The sequence below is a fragment of the Alkalibacterium sp. f15 genome (assembly GCF_049389645.1).
Taxonomy (GTDB): Bacteria; Bacillota; Bacilli; order Lactobacillales; family Carnobacteriaceae_A; genus Alkalibacterium.
Genome location: NZ_CP186540.1, coordinates 1,493,841 through 1,511,383, shown reverse-complemented (window position 1 = coordinate 1,511,383; position 17,543 = coordinate 1,493,841). Strand labels below are relative to the sequence as shown.

The following is a 17,543-nucleotide window of genomic DNA, read 5'->3' as shown; positions in this document are numbered from 1 at the left end:
TGAGGCACCAAAAAAACACCTATCCATTTTAACTTGAAGGCTAAAATAGATAGGTGTTTTTGGTATCTCTCGATATTAGTTTAATTTCTTCACACTATTATTCATAATCATTTCATGGGGAACAATTTTTTCGTTGGTTTCTGACTTACCTTCCATGATCCGCATGACTAGTTTAGCCGCTTCATAACCCATTTCTCTAAACGGTTGTTTTATTGTTGTAATCGACGGGTTGGTATAATCAATAATTTTCAACCCATCAAAACCGGTCAAAGAAATGTCTTCCGGTACATTTAGTCCCATTTCATTAATGGCTTTCAATGTTCCTAGTGCCATGATATCACTAAAGCAAACTATCGCTGTTGGAAGATCAGCTTTGTTGGAAGTCAAATAGTGTTTAACATTTTCATAGGCAGTCTGTTCTTTAAAATCACCATCGATTATCTTTCCTTCGATCGAGATCCCCTTCTCATCAGCTACCATAGATATGCCTTTCATTCTTTGCGTATTAACATCTGTCTTTTGCGCCCCACTCACAATTGCAATATTATGGTGATTATTAGAAATCAAATAGTCTCCGATTTCATACGTCGCACGGATATTATCGATACTCACACTGCCAATTAATCGATTATCATTAGGTACTTTGACATCTATCAATACACAAGGAATGTTAGTTTCCAATAGCGATTCAAAATAAGGGTCATCTAATCTGATTCCCGATAAAACGACGCCTCTAATATTTCGATCTCTGCAAAATTTTGCATAATCTTTTGTTTCCTGCTTCTTACTTTCAATAAAATACATCGCCAATTCGTAACCGGCTTCTTCGGTCGCTTCGTAAACACCTTTAAAAATATCAAAAGAGTTACTATTATCCAAACTTTCTGAACTCAGGAAACCTGACGAAATCATGGCGATCGTTTTTTGATTTTTAGAGGAAAGATTTTTGGCTACGACATTAGGAGAATAATTCATCTGCTCTGCCATCATTTTCACTTTTTCTCTCGTTGTCGGACTTACATCAGGATAATTATTCAAAGCTTTGGAAACCATTGCGACTGATACACCTGCCGCTTTTGCCACATCTTTAATGGTAGTCATGTGCCTTTCCCCCTTTGCTTGATATTTTATATTTCTAGGCCGATTAATCAGATACTTACTATTATAGCATAATGATTTTGATAGTTATTCCATTTATTCGATCTATTATTTACTCCCTACACTTCTGTCATTTGTAGAAATAAAGTATTTATTCAGGAAGATAAACAGAATGAATATTGGAATGACAGAGAATATAGCCCCGGCCATGATGATATCCCAGGCCGTTATGTTTCTATACTGATTAGATAAGGCATTCAATCCCTGCGTCAAAAGGTATTTATCAGGACTCGAAAGGAACAACAGTGGTCTCATAAATTCATTCCATACACCCATGAATATAAAAATAGCTTGAGTGGCAATGGCAGGTTTCGCATTAGGTAAAACGATTTTGAAAAAGATACCTAAAGTACTCAACCCATCCATGGAGGCAGCTTCTTCAACTTCTCTAGGGAAATTGATGAAAAATTGTCTCATCATGAAGATATAAGCGATATTGATCATCGAGGTTAAAACAATGGAACTGTGCGTATTGATCAGACCAAGATTGGATACCACTATATATAATGGTATCATCGTAACTTGCCCGGGTATCATGATCAACAACAGCATTAGGCTGAATAAAAATTTACGTCCAAAAAAATCTATTCTGGCAAAGGCATAACCTGCCATCGTATTAAACATGACGTTCAATACTGTGGTAATTAATGCCACGACCAGTGAGTTTCTAACCCATGTTGTATATTGAGATTCAAATAACGTTGTCCAACCCGATAAACTCCAACTTTCCGGGAAAAATGTTCCGCCTGAGGCTATTTCAGCTGTAGACTTGAAAGATGTCAAAATACTCCAGGCAAACGGGAAAAGGGTCAGTAAACTGTACAGTATCAATATTGTGTAAACGATTATTTTCAGTGTTTTATTTTCTTTTTTCATTTTCTATCACCCATTCATCTCATCTGCTTTCATTACTTTGTTGATTATCGCCGTAAAGGTAAAGATGATCAATCCTAATATGAAGGACATCGCCGTGGCTCTTCCCATATCATTGCTTGTAAATGCCAGCTGATAGATATACAGCGTAAAGGTCAATGTGGCATTTTGTGGACCGCCAGTTCCTCCAGATAGTATAAAGGCCTGATCGAAAATTTGGAACGTTCCTACAACACCCATTGTGACCACGTAGAATAAGATCGGCATTAATTGTGGAATGGTCACATGGAAGAATTGCCTGATTTTAGAGGCTCCGTCGATGGAAGAAGCCTCATACAAGTTAGTCGGGATGTCTTGCAATCCGGATAAAAAGACGACCATGAAATGTGGAACGGTTGAGAAGATATTCATGATCATGATAACACTCAACGCTAAATCAGGATTGGTGAGAAACTGCGTTCTGATTCCCGTCAATTGTTCGATCTGATTAACAATCAATCCGTTATTATTGAACAACCACATAAAGATAAGCGTCATCGCGGATGAAGAGGTCAATGTCGGGATAAACATAACGGTTAAAAACACCCGATTAAATTTGATTTTACTATTCAATAAGGCTGCCATGATCAGGGCGATCGCTGTCTGTATTGGGACAACGACGACAACGTAAGTCGTTGTATTCCTTAGCGCTGCCCAAAATCTTGGATCACTAATGATTTTCCCGAAATTATCAAACCCTATAAAGGTACGCGTTCCAGATAAAAGATTGATATTGAAAAACATCATGAAAAAAGCGTAAGCAATCGGTACGACAATAAATACAGTAGCAGCTAACGCAGCAGGAGCCATAAATATTAAACCTTGGATATTATTTTTTCTTTTTTTTCTCATTTTGATTACTCCCCATGTATAGAACTCAACTCCAGACTATTAAATCATCTGGAGTTGACTTTTTTATCTTCTATCTAATTCTGCGTTTGCTTCATCTTCTGCAGCTTGTAGCGCTTCTTCAACGGTCATATTTCCATTGATTGCTGCTTGGAAATAGTTGTCAAAAGCAGCTGAAACTACGGGCAGACTTTCGCCTGAACTCCAAACTGTTCCATATTCTGCAGCCAACACATGAGGTGCTAATACAGGGTTGTCAAACAGATTCATTTCATCAGCAATCGATCCTCGTGGAGGTAAAGTACCTGATAACTCACTCCATTGTTTGAGACCAGCATTGGTCATGTAGTTGATGAACGAAATTGCTTCATCTCTGTTTTCTGAATCTTTTGAAACAGCATACCCGACACTGAAGGTCATTGATTGTTCTTCTCCATTGATAGTTGGAGACTCAATAACAGCATAATTCAAATCTGAGTATTCTTGATCCAACGCACTGATTACCCAGTTCCCTTCCATCATCATAGCCGCTCTGTTTGCACCAAAGGCAGCGCCAGCTGAGTCGATTCCCATATCGATTTGAGGGTTTTGCATATATCCAGCTTCTTTACCATCTATAATCGACTGGAAATAGTCAATGACTTCAGGATTTGATGTGAAATCAGCGCTTCCTTCTTCTCCTGCGGGATCTAGTCCATTATTGATGAATGCACTGTAGTGTCTCGCAAGTGATGAGTCAAAAAGCATTGCTGCCTGATCATCTTCTAAATTGTCTTGCAACTCATCTGCAAAAGCCAGTAAATCATCCCAGTCGCGAGGAATATCTTCGACACTATATCCCGCTGCTTCTAATATGTCTTCATTAACATACAACGCTAAGGTAGAATAATCTTTCGGAACTGCATACAGTTCATCTTCACCGCTGCGGAAAACGTCAATTAGAGGATCAAAAAAGTCATCCACATCATCTATTTCACCTGAAAGATTTTCAAGCACGCCACTTTCCATAAACATTGGAGCAGCAAAGGCCTCCAGATAGAAGACATCGGGTGCATTATTTGCAGCAAATCTAGCGGTCATGGCATCTTGGAAATTGTCTTGAATAATTTCCAGTTCAACTTCGATTCCTGTTTCTTCTTCAAAACTGCTTATCGTTTCTTCAAGTGCGTTTGTTTCAGCCGGAGAAGATCCCCAGACAGCTAAATTCACATTCCCACCAGTCTCGTTTGAGACAGCCTCTTCGTCATCACCCGTATCGTTGTCAGTTGCCCCGTCGTCATTGTTGCATGCAGCTAATAAAGCAATAGTTGAAACCAATCCTAAAGATTTAATGAATTTATTCATGTGTAACCCTCCTAGGTTATATTTTTAAATGGTTATAGCTTCAGTGGACGTGTACGTTTTTCCTTCACACTCAAAAGTGATCTGCTGATCATCTAGCGGTGTAACTGTAAAGTCACTCTTTGTGATATCTACCTGCACGGCTTTGTTTTGCCATTGGAATACGAATCCCAGTTCATCCCATTCTTCAGGTAAGCTTGGATTGATCGTCAGTTTGGTATTCTTGACTCTTACTCCTGCAAACCCAAATAATATGATTTGCCATATGCCACCAATTGACGCAGCATGGACACCCGGATCAGAAGAAAGCATGTTAGGACCCAGATCTATTTGAATCGCTTTTGAATATAAATCATACGCCAATGTTTTATTCTTAATATCAGATGCTATTATAGCATGAGTCGATAAGCTCAAGGATGAATCATGAGTGGTGCGTGGTTCATAATAATCGAAGTTTGCCTGTTTAAGTTCTTTGCTCATTTCATGATGAGTCTGATCCATCAAGTAGAGTAATACCAGGACATCTGCCTGTTTGCTTACCTGCATCTGGTTCACCTGGTCAAGGTTATAGTCATCGAACAGTTTGCCTACAGTATCGGCATTTTTATATTTAGATAGATCTATTTCCTTTTTCAACAGATACGTATCATCCTGAGGAATAACGAGCGACTCTTTATCTGGTTTAGGCAAATATAACTTCTCTTTTGCTGTCTTCAAATCATTCATAGCTGCTGAAATAGATGTGCGTTCGTCAAGCTCACCAAGCAACTCTTCATTATTAGCTTGCAATGAATCATGATACTCGATCGCTAAAGATAGATTGAAATGGGCCATGTAGTTGGTGAACGCATTATTATTTACATGCTCTTTGTATTCGTCCGGCCCTATTACTCCGTTGATTTCATATTGATCTTTCTCATCATTCCATTCTAATCGGCTGGACCAGAATTTTGCTGTTTCAAAAATGATTTCATAACCGTATTGATTCATGAAGGCTTCATCACCAGTGGCCGAATAGTACTGATAGACAGCAAAAGCTATATCGGCGGTAATGTGCTGTTCAATAAAGCCACTCCATATCTTGGTCTGTTCTCCCGTTACGATGTCCACAGCTCCCCATACGGGTGTAACTTCTCCATCAGAAGGATAAGCTGCTTCCCAAGGATACATAGCTCCTTGGTAATCATTATCTAACGCTTTTTGCTTGGCACCGATCAACCCATGGTATCTATATTTAAGTAATGACTTGGCTATTTCAGGGTTAAAGAAAGTAAAGAATGGCAAGATGAAAATTTCAGTATCCCAAAATGAATGCCCTCTGTATCCTTCTCCACTTAACGCTTTTGCTCCTATACCCATTTTATCGCTGTGAGCCGGGACCATGACCATCAAGTGATAAATCGCAAACCTTGAAGCCAGCAAATCAAACGACCGATCCGTTTTCAACCTGAAATTATAAGCATTCCACACTTTAGTTTCCCATGCTTTTTTATGCTCATTGAAATTTGTATCGTATCCTTTTTCACTATTGGCTTTTAAATTTGATAAAGCTACTTTTCTCATTTCACTTAATGAATACGATTCGCCTTCCCATTCGTTATCTCGGCTTGTATAAACCATACTGGTCTTATCGATAACCAGCGAATCTCCCTGATTTAATGTCAGGTCATAGTTAACAGTCATTTTTCTTCTAGCGATTTCCATCTTGGGTTCTATGAATAACGATTCATTATTCACCTTCAAATCGTGAGCAGTTAATACGACGATATCGATATTTGATTCAGTTGTCGTTTGGATGGTTTCCAAGAATTTTTTGTCATATATTCTTTTTTCACCTTCATGAAAATGTTGAGAACCCGTATTGGTCAATTGGGCATCGATACCAGACTCAAAACTTATATCTACTTGCTCTCCATTGTTGGTCACTTCAATTTGCAGCCCGATTAAATGTAGATCCTCTAACGAGACAAAACGTCTGAATTTAAAGCTTAATTGTTTCTGGTCAGGTGACACCCAGTCAATTTCTCTAACCAGCTCGGCTTCTTTCAAATTCAAATATCTGATATATTTTTTGGTTTCTCCAAACTCTAGTGAAAAGCGTTCTCCATCAATTTTAAAATCTATATTTGTCACGTCGGCTATATTGGGAAGCTCTGGGACTTCTTCTTCGCTAAAATTATTAAACGTGCCATTAACTAATAAATTTCTCTGTTCATTCAGATAAGACTCTTCAGTCACCGAACGCAATCCCATATAACCGTTTCCTAATGACAATATGGATTCAACTTTACCTAAGTACTTGGTAGAAAATACCTCCTCTGCTACGATCCAGTTTTCGTTTTCTCCGTTTCCATAATCATATTTCATCATAAACATCATCCTTTTCTATTTCTACTAAAACGTTTTAGCACTTACCGAAAACGTTTTAGTAAATCGCTTACACTCATAGTAATTGATTCTTTAATACTTGTCAACAGGTAATAATAGAATATTATAAATAGTTGTTCTCTTACCTTGATAAGACCTCTTGTTCCCTGTCGTCTTTAATCTCTTAAGTGAAGAGGGTTTTACTTTGTTGACATAAAGTGAGTAAGCTCGTATACTTATTGCATACTATCTCGAATTCGTAATAAAATCTACACCCCTGTAGCAGGAGCTACGTCAATGGAAACGAAGCTTATGAAAAATATTGGATACCATTGAAAAAAAAACAGACAAGGAGTAATAGACATTGAAACATATATTTAAAGAAGGAACTGATTTAACAAATACCACTTTACTCTTACTTCACGGCACGGGCGGCACCGAACAAGATTTGCTCCCCTTAGCAGAGCGCGTGGATTCCCAGGCAAACGTCTTAAGCGTCAGAGGAAATATCGATGAGAACGGCATGTACCGCTACTTTAAACGTTTGAGACCCGGTGTTTTCGATGAAGAAGACTTGAAATTCAGAACACTCGAATTAAATGACTTTCTAAATGATGCTGCCAAAGAATACGGCTTTGATCGAAGCAAAATCATCGCCATCGGCTATTCAAACGGAGCAAACATTGCCGGCAGTTTACTCTTTCATTACAGTAATACGTTAGAAGGCGCCATCCTGCACCACCCAATGGTCCCACTGAGAGGGTTGGAGCTTCCAGATTTATCAGATACACCCATCTTTATTGGAGCAGGAACCAATGACCCAATCTGTGCTTCCCAAGAATCAGAAGAACTTACACATTTGCTCAGCGATGCTGGTGCTGACGTGACCTTGCACTGGGAAAATCACGGCCATCAGCTCACCGGAACAGAAGTTGATGCAGCAGCGAAATGGTATGAAACAAACAAAAATCGCCTAAATCAATAGGCGATTTTTGTTTGTTTTTATATTCATGTTCTGACGATTCGTGCCCCAAAAGGCAGCAGTGCAAGTTTAGCTTGTTTAAAATGCTGGAGTCCAAATGGAATCCCCACGATGGTCAAACAGAAGATGACTCCCATCGTGATTGATTCAATAACTAAGGCAAATCCGCCCAGTACGAGCCATAGCACATTAAACATAAAGGATACTCCGCCATGACCAAATTCAATATCCCTACCAAACGGCGCTGCGGCCATGGTAGAAAACTTGAAGCACTGCTTCCCGATAGGGATCCCTACGATAGTGATCGACCAAAGAACACCTAGTATCAACCAGGTTAAGAAACCAATAAACCCTCCTAAAATAAACCATACAATATTACCTAATAAATTCAATCAACTCTTCCTTTCCTCGCCTAAACACTCTGCGGCGGTTGACCATTTTGATTATCTGATTCAGTAAAATCAACGTGTTGCCAATGAAACAAGTAATTATAATCTTCTTCATCCAATTTAAAATCAAAGATATCATAATTTTCTTCGATACGATAAGCATGAGCTGATTTGGTTAAGGGCAGGACATCTAAATCTATCCCAAAACGAAGCAAGACCTGAGCTAAGGACTTATTGTATTTTTCAAGCATCTCTCTAATACGATTTTCTTTCCTTAAAACATTCAGTGGATTTAGCGGTGAGCATGCTTGAACGATGATATCGTACTTTTTACAGTATTCACGGACATCATTTTGAGTCACACCTGGGTGGATTCGAAGCCGATTGACCATCGGTTTGATTTTAGCATGCTCCACTATATTTTCTAAGTGGTTGATTGAAAAATTGCTGACGCCTATGGCTTTAAGTTTACCTTCTTCGTAGAGTTCTTCCATCACTCTCCAGGTTTCCAAATTCTCTTTATCCCAATCTTCCCCGGTCCCTTCATCAAGCGGCCAATGGATCAAATAAAGATCTAAATAATCTGTTCCTAATATTTCTAATAATCTCTCCACTTTGGCTCTCACATTGCTATAATCATGGCCATCAACCATTAAATTACTGGTTAAAAATAACTCTTCTCTTGGAAATCCACTTTTTTTAAGTCCCTGACTCATTATTTTCTCGTTTTGAAATCCAGCTGCACTGTCAAGATGGCGAAATCCTACTTCAATAGCTTTAACAATTGACTGAACAGCTTTTTCTTCATCCGAATTATTACAGATTTCAAAACCAATCACTGGCATTTTCTTTCCATTATAAAGTGTGACCATATCCATTTCCACTCCCCCAATTCTATCAGTCAATAAATTGAATCAACAATCGAGCTTCTATAACAAGTATACTACAGATGGATATCGTATCCTATCATCATTGATTTCATCAACTTATCCACTCTATGTCGTCTAGCCCTTACTGCTTTAAAAGTTTCACTTCGTTATAGCGAAAAAGCTCTCAAACAAATTGTCTGAGAGCTTTTCTGAACAAATCCAAATATTGATTTTCAGCCTGCTTTTTACATGACTTGAATCAAGCCACCATCAGCGACAAATTCAGTACCGGTTGAATAACTGGATTCATCAGATGATAAGTAAAGCACAAGATTGGATATTTCTTCTGGCTCTGCAATACGTTTCATCGGAATATCTTTTTCCATCTCTTTAACCAAATCTCTGACGCTCTCATGTTCAGTCATTGGTGTACGGATCGTCCCCGGATGAACAGAATTAACACGGATATTAAATTCCGCAAATTCCGCAGCCGCCGCTTTGGTCATACCTCTGACGGCAAATTTAGATGTTATATAGGCTAGATTATTGACCCCACCAGCCATGCCAGCAATAGAAGAGATATTAACAATGGAGCCGATTTCTGCTTTTTTCATTGAAGGTAAGACATATTTCATACCTAAAAATACACCATCCTGATTAATATGAATCGTCCTTCTATAATCTTCGAGTGATAACTCTTCAATAGATTTAGTTTCAACGATCCCGGCGTTGTTGACCAGTACATTAATGGGACCAAACTTATCTTCCGTTTCCTTTACTAAATTTTTCCAATCTTCTTCTTTCGTGACATCTAAAGCGACAAATATTGCCTGATCTCCTAATTTTTCAGCAAACGCTTTTCCATCTGACGACTCCAAGTCTGCTATAACGATCTTAGCACCTTCTCGGATGAACACTTCTCCATGCGTCTTCCCCATGCCCCCTGCGCCACCGGTAATAACTGCAACTTTCCCATCTAAACGACCCATTCAACACACTCCTATACCGTATTTTTTCTTATGCCCTTAATTTAACAGGTCTTATTTTTTGTTACAAGCGAAAGGGCTTACAAGCTATTAAAAATTCTACTTCATGTTAACCATTGTCTAGGTAAGATTTGTTATACTGAATGACAAATGCAGTATAACAGTAAGATTTTTCGAAACTGATTAGATGTCTTTTCATATCGGAAGCTTTTTACTGCCAGGTTCGACACTTTGGAGATGGCAATTTTCTCCTAAGTGTTGAACTTTGACTAGGTTCGACACTTTGAGAAAACTAGACTGTCTGTAATTACCGAACCGGGCTTCATTCGGTGATTAGAAAGAAACTTTTTTTTTCAACCTGTCGAACCTGCAGTATCTTCGACAATTAGCTGTCCATCTGATTGCAGAACTTACCGAAGTCTGAGCAATTCGGTAAGTTCTTACTACATTCTCATTCCAAAGTGTCGAAGTTACACTATATGCTCAAATTTAATAGAAAAGAGACCACAAAATATCTTGATCACTCATTTATTTTGAAATTTTGACAGATTCGATCATTTTTTCTTGTATACATAAGTGAAGGAACAAAGGAGGGTAACATTTTGGCAGACGATAAATGGATAATCAAAACGATTAATAACCGAAACGAGCATGGACTTGAGGAATTGATCAATAAATATGGTGGACTATTAAAAAACATCATTCAAAAGTACCTATATGCACTTCCCGGTCATCAGGATGAATGTTTAAATGACGTTTTTCTCGCTGTCTGGAATAATATTGAACAGTACGATCCATCAAAAGCGAGTTTCAAAAACTGGATAGCGGTCATTGCAAAGTACCGGTCTATTAATACACTGAAAAAATATAGGAACGAATTAAAGACTGTTGGCTGGGAAGAACACCTGGAAACGAGATATGTACATAACGACAAGCCTTTATCAAAAGAATTATGGGAAATTCAGTTGGAAGAATTACTCGCACCACTTAATGGGAAAGATCGCATTCTGTTTAAAGACATATTTGAGTCAAAGGATTCGACTGAAGTCATAGCTGAAAAACATGATTTGACCACAGGTGCTTTATACAGCCGTTTCTCACGTGGAAAATCAAAAATCAGGCGACACTTCGAAAAGAAAGGAGAATCAAGGAATGAATAACGACAAAAAACTTTACCAATTACTTAATCAGGTGAAAATAAATACACTCGACTATGAAGAGACGTCTCTGTCTGACCAGGAAAAAGATGAACTGTTTCAGTCGGTTAAAGGTAAATTAAATAATGAATCTAGCAATCCAACGAAAGTATCAAATCGGAAAAGACCAATCCTGTTAATTGCGGCTACGCTTTTCCTTGCATTTTTAGGTCTGCAGACACCCGTCGGACAACGTGTTCAAGCTTCTGCTTCCTCTTTCTTAGAGAACTTTCGCTATACGATCACCGATGCTTTAGGTATAGAAGAACGGACAACCGATGATACAAGTATAGCCGTCGATCAGGTTCAGACGATTGGCGATGCTGAAATCAAAGTCGAGGATATACTTATTTTTGACGATTTACTACTCATCAACATACTCGCTGATTTGGGAGAGTCTTTAGAAGACTATCATTTTGGAGGGATAGAGAATAAAACCCTTTCTATAAATGGACAAGCAGTCACTGGATCGATGTCAAGTTACGGAAGAACAGTCAGTGAAAACGATGCTATTCATAATAGGATATTAATTGTTGACCTTGATGAAGACTTTTCAATGACCGACAATTACACTATAGACATCACTTTAGAAGATCTTTTTATTATTGATATGAAAGACAATGCCAAAAGAGACGAACGTGTGACACCCGTTGAAGGGAAAGCAACATTTTCTGTTGATACGACAAGGGATGAACTTCAGAAACACACAAATAAATATTCTATTGATCAGGAGTTAAGTACTGATCTCTATGATTATTCCATTAACAACTTAAACACACACCCACTCTTCAGTTTCATTGAAATAACTTCAGACAATTGGACTGATATACCGTTTGAAGTAATTGAAATACGCGGAGAAGATAACCGGGGTAATGAACTGATATTTACTGGACACAGCTACACGTATGACGGAGCTGAGAATCACTATACTGGACGGCTTGCCTTGTCTGAAGAAGAGTCTGACATTACTAGTGAACAGTTGCTGGAATCGGAAGAACTTCATCTTCAGTTTTATTCTGCCGAGTTTCCAGAAGATGTGGGTACGCTCGACTTCGCTTCTTATGGTGAGCCAATCACTATCGAACTGAATCAATAGTCCATAGCGTATTGTGTCAGATGATGGCACAATACGCTTTTTTTATTAACTAAGTATATTCCACCTTTCCCTCTTTCCAAAAGAATGTATTTATTATACACTGAACCTATTGGAAGCAATTAAATTGCTCGCAACCCGAACTTGCCACTAGTGGATACAAAGGAGATTTAAAAATATGAACAAAGTATATATTATACATGAAAATATGGACTGGACTAAACATTTGATTAAACGACTGGAAGAACTCGGTGTCCCTTACGAAGACTGGGATTTATCTAAAGGGCTGCTTGATATCCAAGACTTGCCTTCTGACGGCGTCTATTACAATCGCATGAGTGCTTCTTCACACACGAGAGGAAACCGCTACGCGCCTGAACTGACCGATCAAGTCCTAACGTGGCTGGAACAAAAAGGGGCACGCGTCATTAACGGAACAGGTGCGATCAACCTTGAAGTCAGTAAGCTCAAACAGTATTTAGCTTTACAAATTGCCGGGATCAAAACGCCTAAAACCATCGGTGCTGTCGGCAAGGAGAATATTCTAGCTGCTGCTGAAAAACTGAATGAATTTCCTTTTATCATCAAACATAATCGTGCAGGTAAAGGGCTGGGCGTACGGCTACTCTATTCGCTTCAAGAATTGAAAGACTATGTAAATGGTCCCGATTTTGAGGACTCCATTGACGGTATCAGCCTCATTCAACAGTACATTAAATCTGTGGACGGCCACATTATCCGCTCTGAATTCGTAGGCAGAAAGTATTTCTATGCAGTGAAGGTCGATTCGCGTGATGGCTTTGAATTGTGCCCGGCCGATGTCTGCCAGATCGGCCCTGACGGCGAAGAACTTCCAGCTGAAAACAAATTCAAAATCATCGACAGACTACCTGAAGATCAAATCAAACGTTATGAAACATTCTTGAATAACCAACATATCGATGTGGCGGCAATGGAATTTATCATTGATGAAAATGGCGAAGTATACACTTACGACGTCAACACCAACACGAACTACAATAACGATGCCGAAGCAGCAGCCGAAAAATACGCCATGCTTGAACTGGCGAAGTATTTGAAAGTTGAATTAGATACTATTTAAAGCTGAAGAAGACACCTCTAGATTTATAGAGGTGTCTTCTTTATTATCCAACGATATTTTGTGGTTGACCTTTTAAAAATGCCAAGGTATTGTCAAACGTGATTTCTGCCCGTTCGACCATGGCTTCGTCCGTCAGGTAAGCGACATGTGGTGTCAACACCGTATTTTTTGCATGCAGTAGCGGATAGTCATTTGGAAGTGGCGGCTCCATGTCAAAGACATCGATTCCTGCCCCGGCTAGTTTCTCCTCGTTAAGTAACTCTGCCAAGGCCTGGTTATCGATGATTGGTCCCCGTGCACAGTTTATCAGTACGGCCGACGGTTTCATTTTAACCAGTTTCTCTCTGGATAAAAAGTTTCTTGTTTCATCATTCATGGGTAGATGAACAGACACAATATCGCTTTTTTCAAGAAGCTCTTCGAGTGGCAAATACGTTAGTCCCAGATCTTTCGCTGCATCTTTTTCCGTACGGTTGTACCCAATCAAATTTGCACCGAACGCTTTGAATAATTCCGCAGTCCTCAGACCGATGTTTCCTGTCCCGATTATGCCTACCGTCTTCCCTCTGATTTCATTGCCTTGAATCACTCCCGGGAACGAATCTTTTCTGATATCTTTATCTCCCTGCGAAATGGAGCGGTATAGGTCCAGCGTCAGACCAATAACGAGTTCGGCCACCGACTGATCGGAATACCCGGCCGCATTAGCTATTTTGATGCTTTTTTCTTTTGCAGTCATTCGATCCACATGGTCTACCCCAGTGAAAGCGACATTGATCAGTTTTGTCTGGTCCAGCTGTTCGACAACTTCTTTTGGAAAAGGGTTATTGGCGATCATGACGATGTCCGCATCCTGGCTGCGTTTTAAAAGTTCATCAGGATCGGTTGTTTTTTCATCAAAATAAACGAAATCATGTCCCAGCTCTTTGATCGGTTGAGCTAGCATTTCAATCATTTCTTTCGGCACTCTTAACGGTTCAAGTAAAACTACTTTCATCTTCATCTTCCTTTCAATCGCTTTCTGTTAAAGCATTTCTTCCGCTAATAATTTATAGGTATTCAAGCGCTGTTCTTGTGAATGCGCGATGCTGCAGATCATGGCTTCCTGGAAACCGTACGTCTTCTGATCTTTATATAAGCGCTCAGCGACTTCTTTCGCCGTCCCGACCAGGTGGATCTGTCGGTTCGTCTGGATAGCTTCACGTTCATCATCGGTCAACTTATGGTTTTCTGCCTCTTCAGGTGACATAAGCGGTGACATACGTCCCTGACCCAGACGGATGCGGGCAATGTCCTGAGGTTTGGCCTGAAATTCGGCTTCCTCTTTTGTTTCTGCGACAGTCACTAGATATGCCACACTTATTTCCGGTTTTTCCATGAATGCTGAAGGTACAAACCGGTTTCTATACAAATCAAATATCTCTTTGCGCATCGCATTGAGCATGAAAAATTGAGCAAAAGAATAGCCCAGTCCTCTTTGACCTGCCTCGATGGCACTGTTTCCACTTGACCCTAACAGCCACGCTTCCGGCAATATCACCTTCTCCGGCGTTGCTGGTGTTTTACGATAAAGGGTTTCATCGGGGATATCGTCTTTTATCAAGTCCAACGCGACATCCAACTTTTCATATAAGTGATCAAAGTCCGGATCATTCCCTTGTGCCAGAGCATAGATGGCATTCTGATCGCCACCCGGTGCGCGTCCCACACCATAGTCGATCCGTCCCGGAGCCAAGGCACTCAACGTCTTGAACACTTCGGCCATTTTAAGAGGTGAATAATGCATCATCATGGTACCACCCGTCCCCAAACGGATGTGTTTTGTTTTAGCGGCAATGTACGCTACCACTACTTCTGGAGCAGAACTTGCAAAACTTGAACTGCCGTGGTGTTCTGCCATCCACATGCGGTAGTACCCTAATTCTTCTGTAAATTGAGCCAGTTCCACGGCTTTTTCCAGAGCCCCTTGTGCCGTATTCCCACTTGTTATGGGTGCCTGATCGAGTACACTTAATCTCATTATTTATTCGTCCTTTCTTCAATTCGTTCTTTCTTACTATACCATTCAGATCCCCTGGCATCCTATTAAATAAATCGTTATTTATACAGGACTCTTTGTGAGTCTATTACTAACCTCTCATGTTTCAAATGATGTGCTGATAAGCACATCATACTATTCATCAAACTCAGCTAACGTTTCAGTTTCAATATGGAATAGTATTTCATATCAACTTCCCACTGAGCCAATTTTTTTCTTGAGTTGTCACTGAAGAAATTTTTACTGACTACCCAGCAATTGCTGTTGATGGAGCGGTCACTAAGAGGGTCTTATACTTCCCTCTGAACGAACACATGACTTTGAGTAGTTACTTAAGCGCCCTTATAATTCCTTCTGAACTGATTTTCCCCACCGAGCGGTCACTACAGCGGTGTTATAAGACTCACTCAGCCAAAGATACTCCTTCAGCAGGTACTCAAAGACCGCATTAGTCTCTACTGAGTCACAACACGCTTTTGACTGGTCACTTAAAGCCTGCCAGTGTGACCACTCCGCTTGCTGATCCGTTTGAGAAGTCACTAAAAAACCTTGTACTGACCACTCTGAAAAAATTTATCAATGACTAGTCCCTAATGAAGCGTCACTCATAAGAAAACCATTAATTTAAACGATATAACCATTTATTCGTCCTTCTAAAAACCGAAAAAGACTCCTGATAGGGAGCTTTCCCCTCATTTTATCATTACAATTCATGAAAAACACTGGACTCTTTTTTCAAAAAAAACTTACCCTTCAATCATTCTGTTTCAATCCATATGTTCATAAAATAGTCACATTTTTAATTAAAATATAATTTGTTATTTCTTATTCAATTCTAATATAGTATACTAATAAATAATTTAAACAATCTAATTATTGCTAGATAAGTGGGTTGAAAATGGAGGAGATATTATGGAAAATCGAAAGAAATTTAAGATTGGTCTTGTACCGAAATTATTGATTGCCATTGGTTTAGGCGTCCTGGTTGGACAATTAACCTTTATACCAGACTTCATACTTCAGATCCCCATCACTTTTTCGGCCTTGTTTAGCCGATTGTTAGCCTTTATCATTCCTTTAATGATTGTAGGTTTTGTAGTGAAAGGTATTTCGGACCTTACCGATGGCGCCGGAAAATTACTTGGGCTGAATGCACTGATGGCTTATTCCAACACTTTGATTGGCGGCTTTATTGCTTATTTTCTGGCCTCAAGTCTTTTTCCTTTGTTTATCGATGCGTCAGTTAGAGAAACCGTTCAAACGGAAGGCACTGAACTGGCACCTCTGTTCAATCTACCTTTGGAGCCTTTATTCGGTGTCACGTCAGCGATCGTCTTTGCTTTCTTATTCGGCGTCTTTATTTCCTGGTTACGCAAGGAAGAGAAAGGCGAAGTCATGTATCACTTTTTCGCTGAATTTGGTGCCATTATTAGTCAAATTTTATCAGTAATTATCATTCCCGGCTTGCCTTATTACATCTTCGGTAACTTCTTAAACTTAAGTTACAGCGGCGCAGTCTTTTCACTGCTTTCAGTCTTTTGGAGAGTGTTCATCGTCGTAATCGCTCTGCAGTTATTGCTTATTACGATATTATTTATACTCGCAGGACTTTATACTGGTAAGAATCCTGTCACTTTAATAAAAAATCAAATCCCCGGTTACTTCACTGCTTTAGGTACACAATCTTCTGCCGCTACTATTCCTGTAAATATGGAATGTGCCCGCAAGAATGGCGTGTCAAAAGAAATCAGGGAATTCGTTATTCCATTGAGTGCGACTATTCACCTCATGGGGAGTGTCGTGACCATCACTTCTTGTGTGACAGCCGTGCTGTTGATGTTCGATATGCCACATAGCTTTGGCATGATGGCTGCCTTTATCGCTACTTTAGGAGTCGCGCTAGTTGCTGCACCAGGTGCACCAGGCGGAGCTATTATGAGTGCACTTCCGTTTGTGTACATGGTAGGCATCGATCCAACCGGCACATTAGGAACTCTGCTTGTTTCTCTATACATCACTCAAGACAGTTTTGGCACAGCTGCTAACGTTTCCGGCGACAATGCCATTGCGGTTGTAATCGATAAGGTCTATGAGAAACATATATTGAAAAAAGCTGTCCCTGTTAAAGGTAAAGCATACAGCAGTATCAACAACTAACATCATCAACTAGTCTATCAAAAAAGTCTAAAAAGAGTGGATATCTTCCCGTACTTAGCGGTAGGATATCCACTCTTTTGTTATAACAAGAAAAAAAATACCTT

At 39.6% G+C, this 17,543-nt stretch carries 15 protein-coding genes; 5 read left to right on the top strand and 10 right to left on the bottom strand.

Annotation, left to right across the window (positions count from 1 at the left end; genetic code table 11):
- Positions 1–75: 75 nt before the first annotated feature.
- The 5 genes from ACO1PF_RS07465 to ACO1PF_RS07445 all read right to left on the bottom strand — a co-directional run bounded on the left by ACO1PF_RS07465 (position 76) and on the right by ACO1PF_RS07445 (position 6,630).
- A complete protein-coding gene (locus tag ACO1PF_RS07465) occupies positions 76–1,101 on the bottom strand; it encodes a LacI family DNA-binding transcriptional regulator (RefSeq protein WP_423188442.1) in 1,026 nt (341 codons plus the stop codon).
- A gap of 105 nt (positions 1,102–1,206) precedes the next feature.
- Positions 1,207–2,034 (bottom strand): carbohydrate ABC transporter permease, encoded by an 828-nt coding sequence (locus ACO1PF_RS07460; protein WP_423188441.1) that lies wholly within the window; start codon positions 2,032–2,034, stop codon positions 1,207–1,209.
- A 6-nt stretch (positions 2,035–2,040) separates the two neighbouring features.
- Positions 2,041–2,922: a carbohydrate ABC transporter permease gene (locus ACO1PF_RS07455; RefSeq protein WP_423188440.1), complete on the bottom strand. Its 882-nt coding sequence runs from the start codon at positions 2,920–2,922 to the stop codon at positions 2,041–2,043.
- Positions 2,923–2,985: 63 nt separating this feature from the next.
- Complete coding sequence (locus ACO1PF_RS07450) at positions 2,986–4,263, bottom strand: extracellular solute-binding protein (protein WP_423188439.1); 1,278 nt, start codon at positions 4,261–4,263, stop codon at positions 2,986–2,988.
- A gap of 24 nt (positions 4,264–4,287) precedes the next feature.
- Positions 4,288–6,630 carry a glycoside hydrolase family 65 protein gene (locus ACO1PF_RS07445; protein ID WP_423188438.1) on the bottom strand — a complete coding sequence of 781 codons (2,343 nt, stop codon included), beginning with the start codon at positions 6,628–6,630 and terminating at the stop codon, positions 4,288–4,290.
- Positions 6,631–6,991: 361 nt separating this feature from the next.
- Here ACO1PF_RS07445 and ACO1PF_RS07440 point away from each other — a divergent pair, with 361 nt between their 5' ends.
- Positions 6,992–7,612, top strand: a complete 621-nt coding sequence (locus tag ACO1PF_RS07440) for an alpha/beta hydrolase (RefSeq protein WP_423188437.1) — start codon at positions 6,992–6,994, stop codon at positions 7,610–7,612.
- A gap of 23 nt (positions 7,613–7,635) precedes the next feature.
- Here the strand turns inward: ACO1PF_RS07440 and ACO1PF_RS07435 are convergent, their stop codons facing one another.
- From ACO1PF_RS07435 to ACO1PF_RS07425, 3 genes are all read right to left on the bottom strand, one after another.
- On the bottom strand, positions 7,636–8,001 hold the full coding sequence (locus ACO1PF_RS07435; protein WP_423188436.1) for a YccF domain-containing protein: 366 nt from the start codon (positions 7,999–8,001) through the stop codon (positions 7,636–7,638).
- 20 nt (positions 8,002–8,021) lie between these two features.
- Positions 8,022–8,876, bottom strand: coding sequence for an aldo/keto reductase family protein (locus tag ACO1PF_RS07430; protein ID WP_423188435.1), 855 nt, complete (start codon positions 8,874–8,876; stop codon positions 8,022–8,024).
- A 236-nt stretch (positions 8,877–9,112) separates the two neighbouring features.
- The gene (locus ACO1PF_RS07425) at positions 9,113–9,856 is read right to left on the bottom strand and encodes a glucose 1-dehydrogenase (RefSeq protein WP_423188434.1); all 744 of its coding nucleotides are present in this window, start codon (positions 9,854–9,856) and stop codon (positions 9,113–9,115) included.
- Positions 9,857–10,455: 599 nt separating this feature from the next.
- Between ACO1PF_RS07425 and ACO1PF_RS07420 the strand changes: the two genes are divergently transcribed.
- The 3 genes from ACO1PF_RS07420 to ACO1PF_RS07410 all read left to right on the top strand — a co-directional run bounded on the left by ACO1PF_RS07420 (position 10,456) and on the right by ACO1PF_RS07410 (position 13,244).
- On the top strand, positions 10,456–11,013 hold the full coding sequence (locus tag ACO1PF_RS07420; protein WP_423188433.1) for a sigma-70 family RNA polymerase sigma factor: 558 nt from the start codon (positions 10,456–10,458) through the stop codon (positions 11,011–11,013).
- On the top strand, positions 11,006–12,145 hold the full coding sequence (locus ACO1PF_RS07415; RefSeq protein WP_423188432.1) for a hypothetical protein: 1,140 nt from the start codon (positions 11,006–11,008) through the stop codon (positions 12,143–12,145). Before ACO1PF_RS07420 ends, ACO1PF_RS07415 begins: the two co-directional genes overlap by 8 nt.
- 175 nt (positions 12,146–12,320) lie before the next feature.
- Positions 12,321–13,244: an ATP-grasp domain-containing protein gene (locus ACO1PF_RS07410; RefSeq protein ID WP_423188431.1), complete on the top strand. Its 924-nt coding sequence runs from the start codon at positions 12,321–12,323 to the stop codon at positions 13,242–13,244.
- A 43-nt stretch (positions 13,245–13,287) separates the two neighbouring features.
- Here the strand turns inward: ACO1PF_RS07410 and ACO1PF_RS07405 are convergent, their stop codons facing one another.
- A complete protein-coding gene (locus ACO1PF_RS07405) occupies positions 13,288–14,241 on the bottom strand; it encodes a 2-hydroxyacid dehydrogenase (protein WP_423188430.1) in 954 nt (317 codons plus the stop codon).
- 27 nt (positions 14,242–14,268) lie between these two features.
- On the bottom strand, positions 14,269–15,264 hold the full coding sequence (locus ACO1PF_RS07400) for an LLM class flavin-dependent oxidoreductase (protein ID WP_423188429.1): 996 nt from the start codon (positions 15,262–15,264) through the stop codon (positions 14,269–14,271).
- Between the two features lie 930 nt (positions 15,265–16,194).
- On the opposite strand from ACO1PF_RS07400, the gene ACO1PF_RS07395 reads away from it, so the two are divergent.
- Complete coding sequence (locus ACO1PF_RS07395; RefSeq protein ID WP_423188428.1) at positions 16,195–17,439, top strand: dicarboxylate/amino acid:cation symporter; 1,245 nt, start codon at positions 16,195–16,197, stop codon at positions 17,437–17,439.
- Positions 17,440–17,543: the final 104 nt, after the last annotated feature.

What these genes read in the sequence shown, in the direction of transcription:
- ACO1PF_RS07465 (WP_423188442.1), bottom strand. Translation starts at nt 1,101, where the DNA reads ATGACTACCATTAAAGATGTGGCAAAAGCGGCAGGTGTATCAGTCGCA.
- ACO1PF_RS07460 (WP_423188441.1), bottom strand. Translation starts at nt 2,034, where the DNA reads ATGAAAAAAGAAAATAAAACACTGAAAATAATCGTTTACACAATATTG.
- ACO1PF_RS07455 (WP_423188440.1), bottom strand. Translation starts at nt 2,922, where the DNA reads ATGAGAAAAAAAAGAAAAAATAATATCCAAGGTTTAATATTTATGGCT.
- ACO1PF_RS07450 (WP_423188439.1), bottom strand. Translation starts at nt 4,263, where the DNA reads ATGAATAAATTCATTAAATCTTTAGGATTGGTTTCAACTATTGCTTTA.
- ACO1PF_RS07445 (WP_423188438.1), bottom strand. Translation starts at nt 6,630, where the DNA reads ATGATGAAATATGATTATGGAAACGGAGAAAACGAAAACTGGATCGTA.
- ACO1PF_RS07430 (WP_423188435.1), bottom strand. Translation starts at nt 8,876, where the DNA reads ATGGATATGGTCACACTTTATAATGGAAAGAAAATGCCAGTGATTGGT.
- ACO1PF_RS07425 (WP_423188434.1), bottom strand. Translation starts at nt 9,856, where the DNA reads ATGGGTCGTTTAGATGGGAAAGTTGCAGTTATTACCGGTGGCGCAGGG.
- ACO1PF_RS07415 (WP_423188432.1), top strand. Translation starts at nt 11,006, where the DNA reads ATGAATAACGACAAAAAACTTTACCAATTACTTAATCAGGTGAAAATA.
- ACO1PF_RS07410 (WP_423188431.1), top strand. Translation starts at nt 12,321, where the DNA reads ATGAACAAAGTATATATTATACATGAAAATATGGACTGGACTAAACAT.
- ACO1PF_RS07405 (WP_423188430.1), bottom strand. Translation starts at nt 14,241, where the DNA reads ATGAAAGTAGTTTTACTTGAACCGTTAAGAGTGCCGAAAGAAATGATT.
- ACO1PF_RS07400 (WP_423188429.1), bottom strand. Translation starts at nt 15,264, where the DNA reads ATGAGATTAAGTGTACTCGATCAGGCACCCATAACAAGTGGGAATACG.
- ACO1PF_RS07395 (WP_423188428.1), top strand. Translation starts at nt 16,195, where the DNA reads ATGGAAAATCGAAAGAAATTTAAGATTGGTCTTGTACCGAAATTATTG.